The sequence below is a fragment of the Azospirillum sp. TSO35-2 genome (assembly GCF_003116095.1).
Lineage (GTDB): Bacteria > Pseudomonadota > Alphaproteobacteria > Azospirillales > Azospirillaceae > Azospirillum.
This window is the reverse complement of record NZ_LGRA01000021.1, coordinates 605,874-625,932: the sequence shown is the minus strand read 5'-3', so window position 1 is coordinate 625,932 and position 20,059 is coordinate 605,874. Positions and strand designations below refer to the sequence as shown.

At 69.6% G+C, this 20,059-nt stretch carries 17 protein-coding genes; 12 read left to right on the top strand and 5 right to left on the bottom strand.

Going from position 1 to position 20,059, the window contains the following annotated elements; genetic code table 11:
* The coding region (locus TSO352_RS19030) for a flagellin (RefSeq protein ID WP_282183885.1) at positions 1-741 on the top strand (741 nt) is incomplete at its 5' end.
* A 99-nt stretch (positions 742-840) separates the two neighbouring features.
* Here the strand turns inward: TSO352_RS19030 and TSO352_RS19025 are convergent.
* A complete protein-coding gene (locus TSO352_RS19025; RefSeq protein ID WP_247872255.1) occupies positions 841-2,493 on the bottom strand; it encodes a septum formation initiator in 1,653 nt (550 codons plus the stop codon).
* Between the two features lie 188 nt (positions 2,494-2,681).
* Between TSO352_RS19025 and TSO352_RS19020 the strand changes: the two genes are divergently transcribed.
* From TSO352_RS19020 to TSO352_RS19010, 3 genes are all read left to right on the top strand, one after another.
* Positions 2,682-4,397: a methyl-accepting chemotaxis protein gene (locus TSO352_RS19020; RefSeq protein ID WP_109108850.1), complete on the top strand. Its 1,716-nt coding sequence runs from the start codon at positions 2,682-2,684 to the stop codon at positions 4,395-4,397.
* Between the two features lie 155 nt (positions 4,398-4,552).
* Entirely contained in the window at positions 4,553-5,032 is a 480-nt protein-coding gene (locus TSO352_RS19015) for a hemerythrin family protein (RefSeq protein ID WP_247872254.1), read from the top strand.
* Between the two features lie 99 nt (positions 5,033-5,131).
* On the top strand, positions 5,132-5,815 hold the full coding sequence (locus TSO352_RS19010) for an orotate phosphoribosyltransferase (protein ID WP_109108848.1): 684 nt from the start codon (positions 5,132-5,134) through the stop codon (positions 5,813-5,815).
* 43 nt (positions 5,816-5,858) lie between these two features.
* Here the strand turns inward: TSO352_RS19010 and TSO352_RS19005 are convergent, their stop codons facing one another.
* Complete coding sequence (locus TSO352_RS19005) at positions 5,859-6,983, bottom strand: FkbM family methyltransferase (RefSeq protein WP_109108847.1); 1,125 nt, start codon at positions 6,981-6,983, stop codon at positions 5,859-5,861.
* A 334-nt stretch (positions 6,984-7,317) separates the two neighbouring features.
* On the opposite strand from TSO352_RS19005, the gene ileS reads away from it, so the two are divergent.
* The 5 genes from ileS to TSO352_RS18980 all read left to right on the top strand — a co-directional run bounded on the left by ileS (position 7,318) and on the right by TSO352_RS18980 (position 14,424).
* Positions 7,318-10,149 (top strand): isoleucine--tRNA ligase, encoded by a 2,832-nt coding sequence (gene ileS, locus TSO352_RS19000; RefSeq protein WP_109108846.1) that lies wholly within the window; start codon positions 7,318-7,320, stop codon positions 10,147-10,149.
* A 148-nt stretch (positions 10,150-10,297) separates the two neighbouring features.
* Positions 10,298-10,801: a signal peptidase II gene (lspA, locus tag TSO352_RS18995; protein ID WP_109108845.1), complete on the top strand. Its 504-nt coding sequence runs from the start codon at positions 10,298-10,300 to the stop codon at positions 10,799-10,801.
* A 120-nt stretch (positions 10,802-10,921) separates the two neighbouring features.
* Positions 10,922-11,518: a DUF3035 domain-containing protein gene (locus TSO352_RS18990; protein WP_109108844.1), complete on the top strand. Its 597-nt coding sequence runs from the start codon at positions 10,922-10,924 to the stop codon at positions 11,516-11,518.
* A 99-nt stretch (positions 11,519-11,617) separates the two neighbouring features.
* Positions 11,618-13,066, top strand: a complete 1,449-nt coding sequence (locus TSO352_RS18985; RefSeq protein WP_109108843.1) for a pitrilysin family protein — start codon at positions 11,618-11,620, stop codon at positions 13,064-13,066.
* Between the two features lie 2 nt (positions 13,067-13,068).
* Positions 13,069-14,424: a pitrilysin family protein gene (locus tag TSO352_RS18980; protein ID WP_109108842.1), complete on the top strand. Its 1,356-nt coding sequence runs from the start codon at positions 13,069-13,071 to the stop codon at positions 14,422-14,424.
* Positions 14,425-14,484: 60 nt separating this feature from the next.
* On the opposite strand, the gene TSO352_RS33570 is transcribed toward TSO352_RS18980, so the two are convergent.
* Positions 14,485-14,652, bottom strand: coding sequence for a hypothetical protein (locus TSO352_RS33570; RefSeq protein ID WP_199231655.1), 168 nt, complete (start codon positions 14,650-14,652; stop codon positions 14,485-14,487).
* Between the two features lie 206 nt (positions 14,653-14,858).
* On the opposite strand from TSO352_RS33570, the gene pgi reads away from it, so the two are divergent.
* Together pgi and TSO352_RS18970 are read left to right on the top strand one after the other, a co-directional pair.
* The gene (gene pgi, locus TSO352_RS18975) at positions 14,859-16,523 is read left to right on the top strand and encodes a glucose-6-phosphate isomerase (RefSeq protein WP_109108841.1); all 1,665 of its coding nucleotides are present in this window, start codon (positions 14,859-14,861) and stop codon (positions 16,521-16,523) included.
* Positions 16,524-16,674: 151 nt separating this feature from the next.
* The gene (locus TSO352_RS18970) at positions 16,675-16,926 is read left to right on the top strand and encodes a hypothetical protein (RefSeq protein WP_109108840.1); all 252 of its coding nucleotides are present in this window, start codon (positions 16,675-16,677) and stop codon (positions 16,924-16,926) included.
* A gap of 23 nt (positions 16,927-16,949) precedes the next feature.
* Here the strand turns inward: TSO352_RS18970 and TSO352_RS18965 are convergent, their stop codons facing one another.
* Positions 16,950-17,837, bottom strand: coding sequence for a LysR family transcriptional regulator (locus tag TSO352_RS18965; protein WP_109108839.1), 888 nt, complete (start codon positions 17,835-17,837; stop codon positions 16,950-16,952).
* Between the two features lie 108 nt (positions 17,838-17,945).
* Between TSO352_RS18965 and blaOXA the strand changes: the two genes are divergently transcribed.
* On the top strand, positions 17,946-18,806 hold the full coding sequence (gene blaOXA / locus TSO352_RS18960; RefSeq protein ID WP_109108838.1) for a class D beta-lactamase: 861 nt from the start codon (positions 17,946-17,948) through the stop codon (positions 18,804-18,806).
* A gap of 54 nt (positions 18,807-18,860) precedes the next feature.
* Here blaOXA and TSO352_RS18955 read toward each other — a convergent pair whose 3' ends face one another.
* Positions 18,861-20,057 carry an acetate/propionate family kinase gene (locus tag TSO352_RS18955; protein ID WP_109108837.1) on the bottom strand — a complete coding sequence of 399 codons (1,197 nt, stop codon included), beginning with the start codon at positions 20,055-20,057 and terminating at the stop codon, positions 18,861-18,863.
* Positions 20,058-20,059: the final 2 nt, after the last annotated feature.

Sequence of the window (20,059 nt, the reverse complement as noted above, 5' to 3'; positions counted from 1 at the left end):
ACCAAGCACATCTCGGAAAGCTTCGCCTCGGGCACCATCGTGTCCTTCACGGTCGACCGCCAGTTGATGGAATCGGCGAACAACCAGGGCAACGGCATCTCGGTCCTCGAAAAGAAGGTCGACCTGCAAATCCAGGTCACCAACTCCAACGGTGCCCAGATCACCCGCGACGGCATGTCCGACCGCGGCGACGCCAAGCTCTTCAACGGCGAGCAGTCCTTCTCCTTCGACAGCGGCACCGTGCGCCTGAACGTCGACCAGACGACGATCAAGAAGGCGGCTTCGGCGAACTGCTCGGCGAACATCGTCACCAAGCAGATCTCCGACGCCAACACGTCGAACGACATCACCGTCCAGTTGAACGAGCGCAACACCAACGCGATCACGGTTCAGGCGGTCAACCTGTCGACCAGCGGCCAGGGCCTGCAACTGGACGGTGCCCAGAATGACTGGATGGACCGTTCGGACATCGACAAGGCGGTTGCCGGCCTCGATCACGCCAAGGCGACGATCCGCTCGGCCTCGCAGCAGCTCTCGACCAACCTGAACATCATCACGACCCGCGAGAGCTTCACCAAGGAGTTCAGCGACGTGCTGACGGAAGGTGCCAGCAAGCTGACGCTGGCCGACCAGAACGAGGAAGGCGCAAGCCTGCTGATGCTGCAGACGCGGCAGCAGCTCGGTACCATCGCCCTCTCGCTGGCCAACCAGTCGCAGCAGTCGATCCTGAAGCTGTTCTAGTCGCTCCGGTCTCCACACGGAAAAGGGCGCTCCCGATCGGGGCGCCCTTTTCGCGTTCCGGAACCGTCAGCGGTCCAAGCCGGCGATCGATGGCGGCGGTCAGCGCCGTCCCGGCACCGCCCGTTCGATCAGGGCGCGGGCGTCGGCGGCCAGCGCGGCGCGGCCTTCCGCCCGCGTGTACATCATGTGCCCGCCGGGATGCACCGTCACCGCCACGCGGTCGCGCTCGCCGGGCGGCAATTCCAGCCGCGACGCCACCCAGCGCGACGCCATGTAGGGCGTGATCAGGTCGGTCCGCCCATGCGCAATCAGCACCCGCAGCGCCGGCTGGAGGGTCAGCGCCGTCTGCAGGGCGTCCACCGCGCTGGGAACCGACATGCGCGGCCATTCCCAGTTGCGGTTCACCCGGTCGCTGAGCAGGCGGTAGGGCAGCTCCGACCGCACGCCGAGCGCCTCGTGGGCGTAGGCGGCGAAGGCGGTGGTGTAGGTCGGCACCGTCCCCTTCAGGAACGGATCGAAGGGCACGCGGGCGGCCCCGGGGTCGGGGTCGGGCGCGGTGAAGGTGCCGTCGTAGATGCTGAGGACCCGCCCCTGGTCGCGCAGCAGTTCGCGGGTGAAGACGCCCATCGGCACCCGGCCGCGCTGACGCCGCACGATCTCCACCGGCAAACCGGTCAGCCGCGCCACCTCGGCGAAGAAGTCCTGCGCCGCGTCGAGCCGCCCGTAATCCAGCCCGGCCAGCCCGGCGAGGTAGGGACCGCGCGCCAGACGCTCCGCCTCCTCGGCCGCCTGCTCCGGCGTGCCGGGAGCGCGCCCCAGCGCCGCGGCGGTCGCGGCCATCGCCGGCAGCTTCCAGGCCGGGCCGAGGATGCCGTCCTCGTCGATGGTGGCGAAATCGATGACCGGCGACACCAGGATCAGCCCGTTGACGGCGACGCCGACATGGTCGATCAGCTCGTCGGCCATCTTGGCGATGCGGAACCCGCCGTAGCTCTCCCCGGCGAGGAATTTCGGCGAGGACCAGCGCCCGTTGCGGGTCAGCCACAGCCGCACGATCTCCGCCATCGACCGGGCGTCGCCATCGACCGACCAGAACCGCTTCTCCGCGTCGTCGGGCTTCAGCGCGCGACTGAACCCGGTGCCGACCGGATCGACGAAGACCAGATCGGTGAAGGCCAGCCAGCTGTCGGGGTTGTCGACCAGCGGCGCCGGCGGCGGTGCCAGGGTGCCGTCCGGCCCGAAGGCGACCACCGTCGGCCCGGCCGCCCCCAGATGCATGTAGGCCGATGCCGCCCCCGGCCCGCCGTTGAAGACGAAGGTCACCGGCCGCGGCGCGGCTCCGGCCGGCTGGTCCGCGGTGTAGGCGACGGTGAAGATCCGCGCCGCCACCTCGTCCTTGGGTCCATCGCGCAACGGCAGGAACTCGGCCGCCGCGGTGTAGGCGAGCGGCCCGGCGGGCAGCGGCAGGCTGTGCCGGGTCACGCTGCGCTGGGCGTCGAAGGGCTGAGCCTCCTCCGCCTTGCGGTCGGGCCGGTCCCGGGCATCGGGTTTTCGGGCATCGGGATCCCGCGCGCCGGCCTCGGTCTCCGGCGGTGCGGCACCATCCTGGGCGCGGACGGCGGATGGCAGCGCCGTCGACAGCAGCAGCGCCGGCAGCAGAAGCGCGACGGGCCACAGGCGCGACGGCGACGGCGACGGCGAACGAGAGGGCGAACAGGGGGGTGGAGAAAACCGTGGATCGCGGAGAGGCATCGGGGAGTCCCAGGCGGTTGTGCGCCCGCCGCATATTGCGGCTTCCGCCGCCGCACGCAACCCGCGGCGACGCCTTGCCGAACCCTCCGGCCCAACCCATCCTTAGGGTTACCCCTAATTCGTCATGGAATGCGGGTAAGAGTCTTTCCAGCGCCTGACCGGGCCACTCTCTGACAGGATATGCCGCCATGCTCTCCCTCCGGCACGCAACGATACGGGCGCGTTTGTTTCTCGGGTTCGGTGCTGTCCTTCTGCTTCTGCTCAGCCTGACGGCCATCGGCGTCCGCGAGGTGAGGAAGATCGACTCCGACCTCAACCGGATCAACGAGGTCAACAACGTCAAGCAGCGCTACGCGATCAACTTCCGCGGCAGCGTCCACGACCGCGCCATCGCGCTGCGCGACGTGGTCCTGACCAGCGATCCCGCCATCCTCTCGAACATCCTTGCCGACATTGACCGGCTCGCCGCCTTCTACGACGAGGCGGCCAAGCCGCTCGACGCGATGTTCGCCCGGATGACCGACATCGAGCCGCAGGAGCGCGCCCTGCTCGCCGGCATCAAGGAAACGGAAACGCGCACGCTGCCGATGATCAAGGCGGTGATCGCGGCCCGCAAGGCGAACGACGTCGCCGGCGCGCAACGCGGCCTGATGCAGGACGCCCGCCCGGCCTTCACCGAATGGCTGGCGCGCATCAACGCCTTCATCGACCTGCAGGAGACCAAGAACCAGGCGGTGGCGGCGCGGGCGCGCGCGGTGGCCAGCGGCTTCCAGACCCTGATGCTGACGCTGTGCGGCGTCGCCCTGCTGCTGGCCGCCGGCTTCGGGCTGTGGACGGTGGGCGCCCTGCGGCCGCTGCGCCGGTTGACCGACGCCATGCTGGCGCTGGCCCGCGGCGACCTCGCCGTCGTGGTGCCGCCGTCCGCCAGCAAGGACGAGATCGGGCAGATCGCCGGCGCGGTCGAGGTGCTGAAGGCCAACGCGGTGGAGGCCGACGCCTTCCGCCGCCGCCAGGCCGAGGCCGAGCAGGCCGCCGACGTCCGCAAGCGGGCGGAGATGGCGGCGCTGGCCGACCGCTTCGAGAACGACGTGAAGGGGGTGGTCGACAGCGTCTCGACCTCCTCGACGGAGGTGCGGACGCTGGCCAAGGCGCTCGCCACCACCGCCGACCACACCGAGCATCAGGCGACCAGCGTGGCCGCCGCGTCGGAACAGGCATCGGTCAACGTCCAGACCGTCGCCGCCGCCGCCGAGGAGCTGGCGGCCTCCATCGCCGAGATCGGGCGCCAGATCGGCGAGAGCACCCGCAAGGCCCGTCAGGCCGCCGATCAGGCCGACGGCACCAACCGCATCGTCGATGGCCTGTCGTCGAAGGCGAACCAGATCGGCGACGTGGTGAACCTGATCAGCTCCATCGCCGGGCAGACCAACCTGCTGGCGCTGAACGCCACCATCGAGGCGGCGCGGGCGGGCGAAGCCGGCAAGGGCTTCGCCGTCGTCGCGTCGGAGGTCAAGAGCCTCGCCAACCAGACCGCCAAGGCCACCGGCGACATCTCGCAGCAGATCGCCGAGATCCAGACGGCGACCGCCGAGGCGGTGCAGGCGATCCAGAGCATTGCCGCCACCATCGGCGAGGTGAACGCCATCGTCGGGACCATCGCCCAGGCGGTCGACGGCCAGAACGCCGCGACGATGGAGATCGCCCGCAACGTCCAGCAGGCCGCCGCCGGCACCAACGAGGTGTCGTCGTCGATCGGCGGCGTGTTGCAGGCGGCGTCGGAAACCGGCGGCGGCGCCTCGAAGCTGCTCGCCTCCTCCGGCGAGCTGTCGAAGCAGGCGGAGCTGCTGCGCACCCAGGTCGACCGTTTCCTGGGCAGCGTCCGCAGCGGCGTGCAGGCCGCCTGAACCGGGCGCGGTCGCGTTGGCAGGCCCGGGACGCGGCAATAGGTAGCAAAGCCCGCGCTTGCGGGATCTGGGCGGGGATTCTAGGAAACGGCAGGGCTGCGCCGATCCCGGTGTCTTCCGCCCACCCGCACCCTACCCGACGGATGTCCCCGACCATGACCGCGACCGATGCCGGTGTCGATTACGGCCGCTTGATCTGGAGCGACGACCTCGTCCTGGGCGTCGCCGCCATCGACGAGCAGCATCGCGAATGGATCGCCCTGGTCCAAGCCTTCCAGCGTGCCGTCGCCGAGGGCCAGCCGGCGGAGGAGATGCGGCGCACCCTGGCCGCCGCCGTCGCCTACACCGAGTCGCATTTCGCCGACGAGCAGCGGGTGATGGAGGAGGAGGGCTATCCCTTCCTCGACGACCACATCGGCCAGCACCGGTTGGCCTGGGACCGGGTGCACGCCTTTGCGTCCGGCGAGGTGCCGGACGACGAGGTGCGCAACAGCCTGGCCGAGTTCCTGCCGCAGTGGCTGATGCTGCACATCAACACCGCCGACCGCCAGTTCGCCCGCTGGCTGAAGGGCGTTGCCGCCCCGTGCGCGCCGGCGGAGCCCGCCGGCCGGGTGTTCGGCGACATTCCGCTCTGACCGGGCCGCCACCGGTCACGGCCGGCGTTGCGAATCGCGGAAGGCGCCGCTACACAAGGGGCACCGCGCGAGCGTTCCCGTTTTCCGGAGCCCTTTGTCATGTCGTCCCTGCCCGATCAGGCCACCATCGCCGCCACCGCGGCCAAGATCCTGCTGGAGATCAAGGCGCTGCACTTCAACGCCGAGACGCCCTTCATCTTCACCTCGGGGTGGGCCAGCCCGGTCTACACGGATTGCCGCCGCATCGTGTCCTTCCCGCGCGCCCGCAAGGCGCTGATGGACTTCGCCGTCGCGACGATCGAGCGCGAGATCGGCTATGAGGCGATCGACGCGGTGGCGGGTGGCGAGACCGCCGGCATCCCGTTCGCCGCCTGGATCGCCGACCGGCTGGAACTGCCGATGCAGTATGTCCGCAAGAAGCCGAAGGGTTTCGGCCGCAACGCCCAGATCGAGGGCCTGCTGACCGAGGGGCAGCGCGTCCTGCTGGTCGAGGATCTGGCGACCGACGGCAAGAGCAAGGAAAACTTCGTCACCGCCCTGCGCAACGGCGGCGCCCAGGTGACCGACACCTTCGTGATCTTCCACTACGGCATCTTCCCGCAGTCGAAGGTCAACATGGACGCCATCGGCGTGCGCCTGCACGCGCTGTGCACTTGGTGGGACGTGCTGAAGGTCGCCCGCGAGAACCGCTATTTCGACGAGAACACCCTGACCGAGGTCGAGAAGTTCCTGAACGACCCGGTCGGCTGGTCGTCCGCCCACGGCGGCAAGTCGAGCATGTGAACCGGTACCGGGGGCGGCGAAACCGCCCCCTTCCGCTTTCCCGTCAGCGGCGCCGGACGTAGAAGGCGTCGCCCCAGCTGTGGTGGAAGGGGCTGATCTCCTCCACCCGGTCGTAGCTGTGCGGGAACAGCAGGTCGTCGATGTCGGCGATTCGGCCGCAGCCCTGATACAGCTCGGCGTAGTTCACCTCGACGGCGACCGCGTCGAAACCGGCCAGCAGCGCGCCGCAGCCGGCCAGGATCATCCGCTCCGCCCCCTGGGTGTCGATGGCCAGGATGTTGTAGCCGCCGGCGTCGATGCCGAATTCCTCCAGGATCAGCGGCAGCGGTGCGGCGTCGACCTCGATCGTCTCGGCCAGCGTGATGCCCGGATAGATGTCGAGATGTTCCTTCGGCGGCAGCAGCGAACTCGACTGGCTGCCGGTCATCCGCGAGAAGGGAAGCCGCCCGCCGCGGTCGGACACCGCGCGGTTGATGCAGGTGACATCCGGGTTGCCCGCGAATTTCGGAGCGAGCCGCGCGAAGGTGTTCGGATCGGCCTCGATGAACAGCACGCGGCGGCAGCCGGCCTCGACATACTGCGCGTATTCCTCGCCCTCATGGGCCCCGATGTGGATGATCCCGCGCGGGACGATGCCGTAGCGCGGAAACAGGTCGGCGTAGCGGAACATCGAGGTGTCGCGGGCGAACAGCCGCTTCCAGTGGCGCGGCGCCACCGCCAGATGGGTGCAGGGCCGGCCGTCCAGCACCGGTTCCCGGCAGAACTGGAGGTTCCGGTCGGCGTAGCGGAACATCGAGTAGCCGTTGCCTTGCAACCGCGCGTACAGCGCCGGCAGGTCGCCGCCCGTGCCCGTATGGCCCACCTGGGTCTGGTCGAACTGGATGAAGTCGATGCGGCGCAGGCGCAGCATCTCCGCCGCGCTCTCCAGGGTCGCCGCCGCGCCGGCCCCGCCGTGCAGCAGCAGCCAGTCGATGTGCCGCAGGCCGGCGTCGGCGCACCAGCCGTCGAACGGGCCCGTGGACGCCGCGGCGATCACGGTGCGGTCGGTGCCCGCCAGCGGCGCGGACCAGCCGCCCGTTCCCCCATCCGCCCCCGGCCCCACCGCCACGACCGTCACATGGCCCGTCAGAAAATTCCGCAGCAGCGTGTCGTCCGGCGCACCGTTCATCGTGTTCGTTTCCTCAAGATTGCCGGCCGATCGCCGGATCCGCGTTGGCCCGTCCGACCCCAGTGGCCATGATAAAGCCGCCGTTGCCGACGAAAGACAAGCCGGCTCGCGGAGCCCCGCCCGATCGCAGCCCTGCCCCCGCCGCCGCCATCCTTGACCGCACCGCACACGCCGCTAATATCCCGCGCCATGACTGTCTCTCGGCGGATCCTTGCGCATCGCGCGCGAATTACCGGCCCGGCTCTCTGAGGAGGGCCGGGATCGAGACTCCATGACTGCGCCGGGTGGCCGTCAGGCGCCGCCCGGCGGTGACGCTTTGCCCCAGGGATCCGACATGACCCGCGACTACAAATCGACCGTCTTCCTGCCCCGCACCGACTTCCCCATGCGCGGCGGCCTGCCCACCAAGGAGCCCGAGCTGCTGAAGCGCTGGGCCGAGATGGACCTGTTCGGCAAGCTGCGCGCCGACGCCAAGGGCAAGAAGAAGTTCGTGCTGCACGATGGCCCGCCCTACGCCAACGGCAACATCCACATCGGCCACGCGGTCAACAAGATCCTGAAGGACGTCATCGTCCGCTTCCGCCAGATGCAGGGCTTCGACGCCGACTATGTCCCCGGCTGGGACTGCCATGGCCTGCCCATCGAGTGGAAGATCGAGGAGAAGTACCGCAAGGCCGGCAAGAACAAGGATGACGTGCCGCTCATCCAGTTCCGCGCCGAATGCCGCCAGTTCGCCGAGGAGTGGGTCGGCATCCAGGCCGCCGAGTTCCGCCGGCTGGGCGTCGAGGGCGACTGGAGCCACCCCTACACCACCATGACCTTCCCGGCCGAGGCGCAGATCGTCCGCGAGATCCACAAGTTCGCGGCGAACGGCGGCCTCTACAAGGGCTCCAAGCCGGTGATGTGGTCGGTGGTCGAGAAGACCGCGCTGGCCGATGCGGAGGTCGAATACCACGACCACACCTCGACCACCGTCTTCGCCCGCTTCGCGGTGTGGGGCTCGTCGGCGCCGGAGATCGACGACGCCAGCATCGTCATCTGGACGACCACCCCCTGGACCCTGCCGGGCAACCGCGCCATCGCCTACGGCGACGAGATCGAATACGCCACCTTCAAGGTTCTGGCGGTCGCCGAGGGCAGCAAGGCCGTGGTCGGTGAGCGGCTGGTGCTGGCCACCGCGCTGGCCGAATCGGTGTTCAAGGAGGCCGGCATCACCGAGTGGCGGCAATTGCACCGCTTCCCCGGCTCGCGTCTGGCTGGCACCTTCTGCCACCACCCGCTGACCCGCCAGGGCTATGACTTCAAGGTGCCGCTGCTGGCCGGCGACTTCGTGACGACCGACGCCGGCTCCGGCTTTGTCCACATCGCGCCCGGCCATGGCGAGGACGACTTCCGCCTGGGCCAGGCCAACGGCATCGAGGTGCCGCAGACGGTGGGCGAGGACGGGCGCTATTACGACCATGTCCCGCTGTTCGCCGGCCTGGCGGTCTACACCGACCAGGGCAAGCCCGGCCCGGCCAACAAGGCGGTGCTGGCCGCCTTCGAAGAGTGCGGCTCGCTGCTCGCCACCAACCGGATCAAGCACAGCTACCCGCATTCCTGGCGGTCGAAGGCGCCGCTGATCTTCCGCACCACGCCGCAGTGGTTCATCTCGATGGAGACGAACGACCTGCGCGGCGTGGCGCTGCAGGCGATCGCCGACACCCGCTGGGTGCCCGAGCAGGGCCAGAACCGCATCCGCTCGATGATCGAGAGCCGGCCGGACTGGTGCATCAGCCGCCAGCGCGCCTGGGGCGTGCCGATCGCCCTGTTCGTGCGCAAGAGCGACGGCAGCATCCTGCGCGATGCCGACGTGTTCGCCCGCATCGCCGACACCTTCGAACGCGAGGGCGCCGACGCCTGGTTCGCCCGCGATCCCCAGGACTTCCTCGGCAACGCCTACCGCGCCGACGAGTTCGAGCAGGTCCGCGACATCGTCGACGTCTGGTTCGAGTCGGGCTCCTCGCACGCCTTCGTGCTGGAGCAGCGGCTGAAGGAGCTGGCCTGGCCGGCCGATCTCTACCTGGAAGGCTCCGACCAGCATCGCGGCTGGTTCCACTCCTCGCTGCTGGAAAGCTGCGGCACCCGCGGCCGGGCGCCCTACAACGCGGTGCTGACCCACGGCTTCGTGCTCGACGAGCAGGGCCGCAAGATGTCCAAGTCGCTGGGCAACACCGTCGGTCCGCAGGAAATCTGCGACCAGTACGGCGCCGACATCCTGCGCCTGTGGATCATCAACTCCGACTATTCGGAAGATCTCCGCATCGGCAAGGAGATCATCAAGACCCAGGCCGACCTGTACCGCCGCCTGCGCAACACGCTGCGCTACCTGCTGGGCGCGCTCGCCGACTACAGCCCGGCCGAGCGGATCGACGCCGCGGCGATGCCGGAGCTGGAGCGCTGGGTCCTGCACCGTCTGGCCGAGCTGGACGCCCAGGTCCGCGAGAAGATCGAGGCCTACGACTTCCACGCCCTGTTCGTGCTGCTGCACAATTTCTGCGCGGTGGAGCTGTCGGCCTTCTACTTCGACGTCCGCAAGGACAGCCTGTACTGCGACGCCGTCGACTCGGTGCGCCGCCGCTCGGTGCGGACGGTGATGGAGCATCTGTTCTCGGCGCTCACCGCCTGGCTCGCCCCGATCCTCTGCTTCACCGCGGAAGAGGCGTGGCTGGCCCGCCCCGATGGCCTGGGCTACACCGAGGAAAGCGTGCATCTGCGCGGCTTCCCGGCCATCCCGGCCGAATGGCGCGACGACGCGCTGGCCGCCAAGTGGGAGGCGGTGCGCAACGTCCGCCGCGTCGTCACCGGCGCGCTGGAGCTGGAGCGGGCCAACAAGACCATCGGCTCGTCGCTCCAGGCCGACCCGACGGTCTATGTCGACGCCGCGACCAAGGCCCTGCTCGCCGACGTCGATTTCCAGGACGTCTGCATCACCTCGGCGATCGAGGTGACGGAGGGTGCGGCACCGGACGGGGCGTTCACCCTGCCCGACGTCGCCGGCATCGCCGTTGCCCCGGCCCTGGCCGAGGGCGAGAAGTGCGAGCGCTGCTGGAAGGTCCTGACCGAGGTCGGCAGCGTCGCCGACCATCCGACGCTGTGCGTCCGCTGTTCCGACGCGGTGGCATGAGGCTGTCCGCCACAACCGCGGTCCTATCCCCTCTCCCCCCCGGGGAGAGGGTTAGGGTGACGGGAGTCCGCCCGCCGGACGCCCGTCGCCGCGCCTCCCCCTCACCCCGGCCCTCTCCCCGGGGGGGAGAGGCAGGATCGGTGGCCCCATGAACGCCTTCGTCGCCAACCAACCCCGCTCCTTCACGCTGCTCGGGCTGATCGTCGCGGCCGCGGTGGTGGTGCTCGACCAGCTCAGCAAATGGTGGATCCTCGACAGCGTGATGCAGCCGGTGCCGCACGTCGTCGAGGTCACGCCCTTCTTCAACCTCGTGCTGGTGTGGAACTACGGCGTCAGCTTCGGCACCTTCGCCAGCGGCGGCGCGCTGATGCCCTATGTGCTGAGCGCGATCGCCGCCGTCATCGCCGTCTGCCTGGTGTTCTGGCTGCGGCAGGCGGAACGCCCGCTGGTGGCGCTGGCCATCGGCGTCATCATCGGCGGCGCCGTCGGCAACGTGATCGACCGGCTGCGCTTCGGTGCGGTGGTCGACTTCCTCGACTTCCACGCCGCCGGGTGGCATTTCTGGGCCTTCAACGTCGCCGACAGCGGAATCAGCATCGGCGTCGTGCTGCTGCTTCTCGACGGGCTGTTCGCCGGCCGAGAAAAGTCGTAAGAGTTCCGGCGCGGAGCGGCTATAACCGTCTCCGAGCGCTTTCAATGCGGCCCCGGCGATCGACGGGTGATTGACGGGCCTGGTGACTCACGACGTGACTGACGACGGGATCCTCCGAACGTGACCAGCATCTCCTCCGCCTTCTCCTCCTCCCGGACCCGGCTCCCGCTGCTTGGGCTGGCGCTTGCGGCGTTGGCGCTCGCCGGCTGCTCGGACGTCCGCCGCTCGATCGGTCTCGACCGCCAGAGCCCCGACGAATTCTCCGTCGTCTCGCGCGCGCCGCTGACCCTGCCGCCCAGCCTGCAGAACCTGCCGAAGCCGCGTCCCGGCGCGTCGCGCCCGCAGGACAGCACGCCGACCCAGGTCGCCGCCGGCGCCGTGTTCGGCGGCTCCGCCCGCAACGGCTCGCGCAACGCCGCGGCCGGCAGCACCGCCGGCGAGAAGTCGCTGATCGCCCAGGCCGGCGCCCGCGACGGCATCGACCCCAACATCCGCGCCAAGGTCGATCAGGAAACCACCCAGCTGGTCATCGCCGACAAGAGCTGGATCGATTCGCTGCTGTTCTGGCAGACGCAGGCCCCCCCGGGCTCGGTCGTCGATCCGGCCAAGGAGCAGGAGCGCCTGCGTCAGGCCCAGGCCCAGGGCAAGCCGCTGGACGGCGCCAGCGCCGTGACGATCGAGCGCAAGCGCAAGGCGCCGCTGGAAGGCCTGTTCTAAAGTCTTGCCCAAAGCGGCCTGTCACACCAGTTTCCGGGGGCGCCCTTCACATCGGGGGGCGCCCTTTCGATTCGGCCCCTCCTTGAACCGGGAACCCCCATGCCCGCCCACGACAACGCCCGCCGCACCGCCGAACGGACTGCCCAACGGACCACCCGGCGGATCGCGGCTGCCGGGCTGCTCGCCCTGACGATGACCGTCGCGGCCCCGCTTGTCTTCACTCCGGCGAGCCCGGCGCCCTTCGCCGCCGCCGCTGCCCAGGCGGCGGAGAAGGGGGTGTTCTTCCCCGAAAGCTTCACCCTGTCGAACGGCATGCAGGTGGTGGTGATCCCCAACCACCGGGTTCCGGTCGTGACCCACATGGTCTGGTACAAGGTGGGCGGCGCCGACGAGCTGCGCGGCCAGTCCGGCATCGCCCATTTCCTGGAACACCTGATGTTCAAGGGAACCGACGTGGTGCCGCCCGGCGCCTTCAGCCGGATCGTCGCCAAGAACGGCGGGCGCGACAACGCCTTCACCTCCTACGACTACACCGCCTATTACCAGAACGTCGCCCGCGACCGTCTGGAGCTGGTGATGCGGATGGAGGCCGACCGCATGGCCAACCTGAAGCTGACCGACGCGGTGGTCTATCCCGAACGCGACGTCATCATCGAGGAGCGGCGCCAGCGCATCGAGAACGAGCCGGCCGACCGCATCGGCGAGCAGATCAACGCCACGATGTTCGTCCACCACCCCTACGGCACCCCGGTGATCGGCTGGCCGCAGGAGATGTCGACCCTGACCCGCGAACAGGCGGAAAGCTTCTACAAGATCTGGTACACGCCCAACAACGCCATCCTGGTGGTGTCCGGCGACGTCACCGCGGCCGAGTTGAAGCCGCTGGCCGAGCGCTATTACGGCGCCATCCCGTCCCGCCCGGTGCCGGAGCGCAAGCGGGTGGAGGAGCCGCCGCTCACCTCCTCCCGTCAGGTCGTGCTGCGCGATGCGGAGGTGCGGCAGCCCTCGGTCCGCCGGACCTGGGTCGCCCCCTCCTACCGGCGCGATCCCGACCACCAGGCCTACGCGCTGGAGGTGCTGGCCGAGATCATGAGCGGCGGGTCGACCTCGCGGCTCTACCGCAGCCTGGTGATGGACCAGAAGCTGGCGACCTCGGCCTGGCTCGGCTACAGCCCGACCGCCTGGGACATGGCGACGCTCAGCGTCGGCGCCAGCCCGGCGGCGGGGGTCGGCATGGACAAGCTGGAAGCCGCGCTGTGGACCGAGGTCGACCGGCTGCTGAAGACCGGCGTGACGGACGAGGAGGTCGCCACCGCGCGCAAGCGCATGCTGGCCGCCGCCGCCTACGCCCGCGACAGCCTGACCGGCCCGGCCCAGACGCTGGGCGCCGCGCTGGCGACCGGCCAGAGCATCGACGATGTGGAGAGCTGGCCGGTGCGCATCGACGCGGTGACCGCCGCCGATGTCAACGCCGCCGCCCGCGCCGTGCTGAGCAAGACCAACCACGTCACCGGCCTGCTGCTGCCGCTGACCGGAAAGGACAGTTGAGGATGAGCGCGCGTCACAATCCCCTGCGCGCCGGCATCGCGGCGCTGTTCCTCACCATCGTCGCCGTCGCCCTGCCCGCCCACGCCATGGACATCAAGCGCGTGGTCAGCCCCGGCGGGATCGAGGCGTGGCTGGTGGAGGACCACAAGGTTCCCGTGCTGGCCCTGGAATGGACCTTCGACGGCGCCGGCGGCCGTGACCCCCAGGGCAAGGAGGGGCTGGCCAACCTCGTCTCCACCGCGTTGGACGAGGGCGCCGGGCCGTACGATTCGCAGGCGTTCCAGGCGCGGCTGCAGGACAACGCCATCGCGCTGGGCTTCACCGCCGGGCGCGACGGCTTCAGCGGTTCGCTGCGCACGCTGACCGAGCACCGCGACGAGGCGTTCGCGCTGACCCGCCTGTCGCTGACCGAGCCGCACTTCGCGCCGGAAGCGATCGATCGCATGCGGTCGTCGATCCTGGCCAGCCTGAGGCGCGATCTGGCCGACCCCAACTACGTCGCGCGGCGGCAGTTCTACGCCACCGCCTTCCCCAACCACCCCTATGGCGACGAGGTCCGCGGCACGCTGGACAGCCTGCCCCGCATCACGCCGGACGACCTGCACGGATTCGTGAAGAGCCAGTTCGGCCGCGACCGGCTGGTGGTCGCCGCGACGGGAGACATCGCGCCGGAGGAGCTGGGAAAGGCGCTGGACACCATCTTCGGCGCCCTGCCGGCCAAGGCCGACGTCGCGCCGGTCCCCGACACGACGATGACCGGGCTGGGCGAGACCATCCTGATCCCGCGCCCGACCGCGCAGACCGTCATGCTGATGGGGCAACCGGGCGTCAAGCGCAACGATCCCGACTGGTACGCCGCCACCGTCATGAACTACGTGCTGGGCGGCGGCGGCTTCGGTTCGCGCCTGATGGAGGAGGTGCGCGAGAAGCGCGGCCTCAGCTACGGCGTCTACAGCTACCTGATCCCGATGGACCACGCCGCGCTGGTGATGGCCGGCGGCTCCACCATGAACGCCAAGGCCGGGCAGGCGCTCGACATCATGCGGCAGGAATGGGCGCGCATGGCGAAGGACGGCCTGACCGACCAGGAGATGGCCGACGCCAAGACCTACCTGACCGGCTCCTTCCCGTTGCAGCTCGGCTCGACGCCGTCGATCGCGCGCACCCTGCTGCAGGTGAAGCGCGACAACCTCGGCATCGACTATCTGAACCAGCGCGACCGCTACATCAACGGGGTGACCCAGGCCGACATCAAGCGCGTCGCCCAGCGGTTGCTCGACCCGGCGAAACTGCTGACCGTGCTGGTCGGCAAGCCGGACGGCGTGTCGCCGACCCGGACGATCGACGGCGGAAGCTGAGGAGCGTCGGCTTCGGGTGCCCCCTCAAGCCATTTGCCCCCTCCCCAAAGCGCCCTTTCCTCACGCCAGATCCGGCTGACTGCCGGGAAAGCGCGGGTCGCTCGGGTCGACCGGGCTTCCCGGCACCTTGCCGGGGATGATGCCGACCTGATCGGGTCGGGCGGCGTCGTCGCGGTCGCGCTGCTGCTCCCGCTCGTCAAGCGGCGGGGCGGCGGGTTTGTCGGGCATGGCTTCCTCCTGCTGCAAATCCTCAAACGCACAACAGCCCGCCGGCCCGCCGGTTGCGCGTCCTCGGCCGGCTTTCATAGTCCGAACAGCCGCGCCGACTGCCGCGTTTTGCTCCGTGGCCGTTGCGGGCGGTCGGTGTTAGGCTCCCCTCGTCCCGCCAATGGGCCGCGTCAAAGGACCGTTGTCGTCAAGGAGTCCAAAGCATCATGACCGCGCTCACCCGTTCGCCCGCCTGGGCGGCGCTGTCCCGGCACCGCCAGGACATGGCCAACACCCACATGCGCGACCTGTTCGCCGCCGATCCCGGCCGGTTCGACGCCTTCTCGCTGGAAGCCGCGGGGCTGTTCCTCGACTATTCGAAGAACCGCATCACGCCGGAGACGGTCGGCCTGCTGCTCGACCTTGCCCGCCAGCAGGACGTCGAGGGCGCCCGCGCCCGCATGTTCGCCGGCGAGCCGATCAACCTGACCGAACAGCGCGCCGTGCTGCACACCGCGCTGCGCAACCGCTCCGGCCGGCCGGTCACCGTGGCCGATTCCCACGGCAGCCGCGACATCATGCCCGCCGTGCGCGCGGTGCTGGAGCGGATGGACGCCTTCGCGGCGGCCGTGCGCGACGGCGACTGGAAGGGCTACACCGGCCAGCCGATCACCGACGTGGTGAACATCGGCATCGGTGGCTCCGACCTCGGCCCGGTGATGGTGACGGAGGCGCTGAAGCCCTTCGCCCACGCCCATGTCGCCCTGCATTTCGTCTCCAACGTCGACGGCACCCATCTGGCCGAGCAGTTGAAGTGGCTCGACCCGGAGACGACGCTGTTCGTCATCGCGTCGAAGACCTTCACGACGCAGGAGACGCTGACCAACGCCCATTCCGCCCGCCGCTGGTTCCTGGAGACCGCGCAGGACGAGGCGCATGTGGCGAAGCATTTCGTCGCCGTCTCGACCAACGAGGCGGAGGTGCGCAAGTTCGGCATCGACCCGGCCAACATGTTCGGCTTCTGGGACTGGGTCGGCGGTCGCTATTCGCTGTGGTCGGCCATCGGCCTGCCGATCATGATCGCCATCGGGCCGGAGCGCTTCGCCGAGCTGCTGGCCGGCGCCCACGCGATGGACGAGCATTTCCGCACCGCCCCGCTGGACCGCAACATGCCGGTGCTGATGGGCCTGCTCGGCGTCTGGTACCGCAATTTCTGGGACGCCTCGTCCTACGCGGTGCTGCCCTACGACCAGTATCTGCACCGCTTCGCCGCCTATCTCCAGCAGTTGGACATGGAGAGCAACGGCAAGTCGGTGACCCGCGGCGGCGAGCCGGTGGACTACCAGACCGGCCCGGTGCTGTTCGGCGAGCCCGGCACCAACGGCCAGCACGCCTTCTACCAGCTGATCCACCAGGGCACCTCGCTGATCCCCTGCGACTTCATCGCCGCGGCGACCAGCCACAACCCGATCGGGGCGGAGGCCGGCGCCCATCACCGCATCCTGCTGTCCAACGTCTTCGCCCAGACCGAGGCGCTGATGCGCGGCAAGACCGCCGACGAGGTCCGCGCCGAGATGACCAAGGCCGGCAAGCCGGCCGACGAGGTCGAGGCGCTGGTCCCCCACCGCGTCTTCCCCGGCAACCGCCCGTCCAACACCATCCTGGTGAAGAGCCTGACCCCGGCGACGCTGGGCGCCCTGATCGCGCTGTACGAGCACAAGGTCTTCGTCCAAGGCATCGTCTGGGACATCAACAGCTTCGACCAGTGGGGGGTGGAACTGGGCAAGCAGCTCGCCAACACCATCCTGCCGGAGCTGGAGAACGGCCCGGCCGACGGCGCCCACGACAGCTCGACCACCGGGCTGATGGCGTGGTGGCGGGCGAACCGGTAAAGGGCGGTCCGGCTCCCGCTCAATAATTGTACGTGCGCGAACGCCATCGGACGGGTCAAGCCCGGCCCGATGGCGTTCGGAACATTGCGGCTGCCCACCGGTTGAGAGGGGAGACGGTCTTTGCACCATCCCTTCTTACCGGAGCAGTCCCATGTCCATGCGTTTGCGCCTCGCCATCCTGATCTACGGCATGATTCAGGGCGTCATCTTCGGCATCGGCACCGTGCTGGTGCTGGGGGTTCCCAGCTTCTCCGAGCAGGCGATGACGCTGATGCCGACCGTGGTGATCCTGAGCGTCATCCTGGCCGCCCCCATCGCCTGGTTCATGGCACCGCGCCTGCGGCTGCGCTTCTGGCAACGGCAGGCCGATCGGCCGGCGCCGCGCCGCGTGTCGGTATCCTGACCCCCGGGTGTCCTGACCGCCCCTCAGGCCGCGGCCATTCCCTCTTCCGCGACCACGGCGAACAGCCAGTCGCGGAAGCCGCGCATGGTCGGGGTTTCCGGCTTCGATTTCAGGCCGGTCAGCCAATAGGCGCCCTTGCACACCGTGATGGCGAAGGGCTGCTCGATCAGGCCGAGCGCCAGCGGCCGGCGGAACATCGACGGCGGAGCCAGCGCCACCCCCAACCCCTGGATCGCCGCCTCCACCATCAGCGAGGACGAGTCGAACACCGGCCCCTTGATCGGCGGCGGCTCCAGCCCGGCGGCGGCGAACCAGCCCAGCCATTCGTCGGCACGGTAGGAGCGCAACAGCGGCTCGCGGCGGACGTCGGCGGGCTCGCGCAGGCGCCGGGCGATGTCCGCCGCGCACAGCACCGACAGCGGTGCGTCGAACAGCTTCACCGCGTCGGTGCCGTGCCACGCGCCATCGCCGAAGCGGATGGCGCAGTCCAGCCCCTCCGCCGCGATGTCGACGCGGTTGTTGTTGGTCGACAGCCGCAGATCGACGAAGGGGTGCGCCTCGCGGAAGCGGGCCAGCCGCGGCAGCAGCCAGCCGACGGCGAAGGTGCCGACCGCGCCGACCGTCAGCACCTCGCGGAAACGCCCGCCCTCGAACTGGTCGAGCAGGCCGCCGATGCGGTCGAACGCCTCCTCCAGCGTCGGCAGCAGCGCCCGGCCCTCGTCGGTCAAGGCCAAGCCGCGTGGCAGGCGGTGGAACAGGCTGGCGCCCAGCCGCTCCTCCAGCAGCTTCACCTGATGGCTGACGGCGGCCTGGGTCACGCACAGCTCGATGGCGGCGCGGGTGAAGCTGAGATGCCGCGCCGACGTCTCGAAGGCGCGGAGCGCGTTCAGCGGCAGATAGGGCCGGACCACAGGACACCCAAATTCAATTGATGGCTTCCCCGAGCTATCATCGTTTGCCGGTCGGACGCCAGACGCATATCCCAGAGCCATCGCACAACCAATGAAGAGGGCTTGGGAATGATCAGCCGGCGTCACTTCAACAACGGGCTGCTGCTGGCGGCGGGTGCGGGGCTGCTGGGCTCCGCCACGGCGGGCCGACCGGCCGCCGCAGCGGCGCGCGCCGCCAACGACACGCTGACCGATCCGGCGGTCTGTACCGTCATCCGCGATGTGGAGTCGGGCGAGACGCTGCACCGCGCGGGCCCGTGCGACCAGCGTTTCAGCCCGTGCTCCACCTTCAAATTTGCCTTGGCGATCATGGGGTTCGACGCCGGCATCCTGCACGGCCCGCACGACCCGCTACTGCCCTACCGGCCGGAGCTGAAGGCGCCGGAGCGCGAGCATGAGGACACCGATCCGTCGATCTGGCTGCGCGACTCGATCATCTGGTATTCGCGGATGGTCACGGGCAAGCTGGGCGCGGCGCGCTTGCAGGCCTATGTCGACAAACTCGACTACGGCAACCGCGACGTGTCGGGCAATCCCGGCAAGGCGGACGGGTTGACCCAAAGCTGGCTTATGTCGTCGCTGCGGATTTCACCGGACGAGCAGGTGCGGCTGCTGCACCGCTCCCTGACCGGGACACTGCCGGTGTCGGCTAAATCCTGCGACCAGACCCACGCCAGCCTGCCGGTGTTCGAGGCCAACGGCGGCTGGACCGTGCGCGGCAAGACCGGCAGCGGCACCCAGGCCGACGCATCGGGCAAGCTCCACAACGACCGGCCGCAGGGCTGGTTCATCGGCTGGGCGGAAAAGGCCGGCCGCCGCGTGGTGTTCGCCCGGCTGGAGGTCGCCGACCGCGCGATGGAAACCGCGGGCGGCCTGCGGGCCCGCGACGCGCTGATCGCCGAGTTGCCCGGCCTGCTGGCGCGGGGGTAAACGGGTCAGGAAGACGGAGGGGCGCCGGACAAGGGCCCCCTCCCCCATCCGGTGTCAGCGCCCGGTCAGCGCCTTGCGCGTGTGGAGCGCGATCATCCGTTCCTCGTCGGTCGGGATGACGTAGACCGGCAGGCGGCTGTTGGCGGTGGAGATCTTCGCCGCGTTGGCCTCGTTGGCCGCCGCGTCGATCTCGACGCCCAGCCAAGCCAGCTTGTCGCCGACCCGCGCCCGCACCGGGGCGGAGCGTTCGCCGATGCCGGCGGTGAACACCAGCGCGTCCACCCCGCCCATCGACGCCGACAAGGCGCCGGTTTCCTTGGCGATGCGGAAGCAGAACAGCTCCACCGCCTCCTGCGCGTGGGGATCGCTGCTCTCCAGCAGGGCGCGCATGTCGTTGGACACGCCCGACACGCCGAGCAGGCCGGACTTGTTGTAGAGCAGCGTCTCGATGGCGCTGGCGTCCATGCCCTTGCGCATCAGGTAGATCAGCACGCCGGGGTCGATCGCGCCGCAACGGGTGCCCATCGGCAGGCCGTCCAGCGCGGTGAAGCCCATGGTGCTGTCGACGCTGCGCCCGCCATGGATGGCGCACATGCTGGCGCCGCTGCCCAGATGGGCGACGACCACCCGCGAATCACCCAGCTCCGGCGCGATCTCCGGCAGGCGGCGGGCGATGTACTCGTAGGACAGCCCATGGAAACCGTAGCGGCGCACCCCCTCGTCGGTCAGCTCGCGCGGGATGGCGAAGGTCTGCGCCTGCCAGGGCTGGTTGCGGTGGAAGGCGGTGTCGAAGCAGGCGACCTGCGGCAGCTCCGGATGCGCCTCCGCCAGCGCGCGGATGGCGGCGAGGTTGTGCGGCTGGTGCAGCGGGGCCAGCGGGACCAGCCCGTCCAGCTCGTCCATCAGGGCCGGCGTCAGCAGCACGGGCGCGGCGTGGCGGACGCCGCCATGCACCACCCGGTGGCCGGCGGCGATCAGGGTCGCCCCCTCCAGCCGCTCATGGATCCAGTCGAGCAGGTAGCCCAGCAGCGCGGTGCGGTCGCTGGGCTCGCCCGGTCCCCAGCTCTTGCCTTCCAGCGGGCGGCGCTGGGCATCCTTGGCCTCGAACACCGGCTGGGTGCCGATGCCGGAAATCTGGCCGTTGATGGTCACCACCGGATCGCCGGCCCCGCTGTCGCGGAAGACCGAGAATTTCAGGCTGGACGAGCCGGCGTTGACGACGAGAATCGCCTTGGGGGTCGTGTTGGACATGC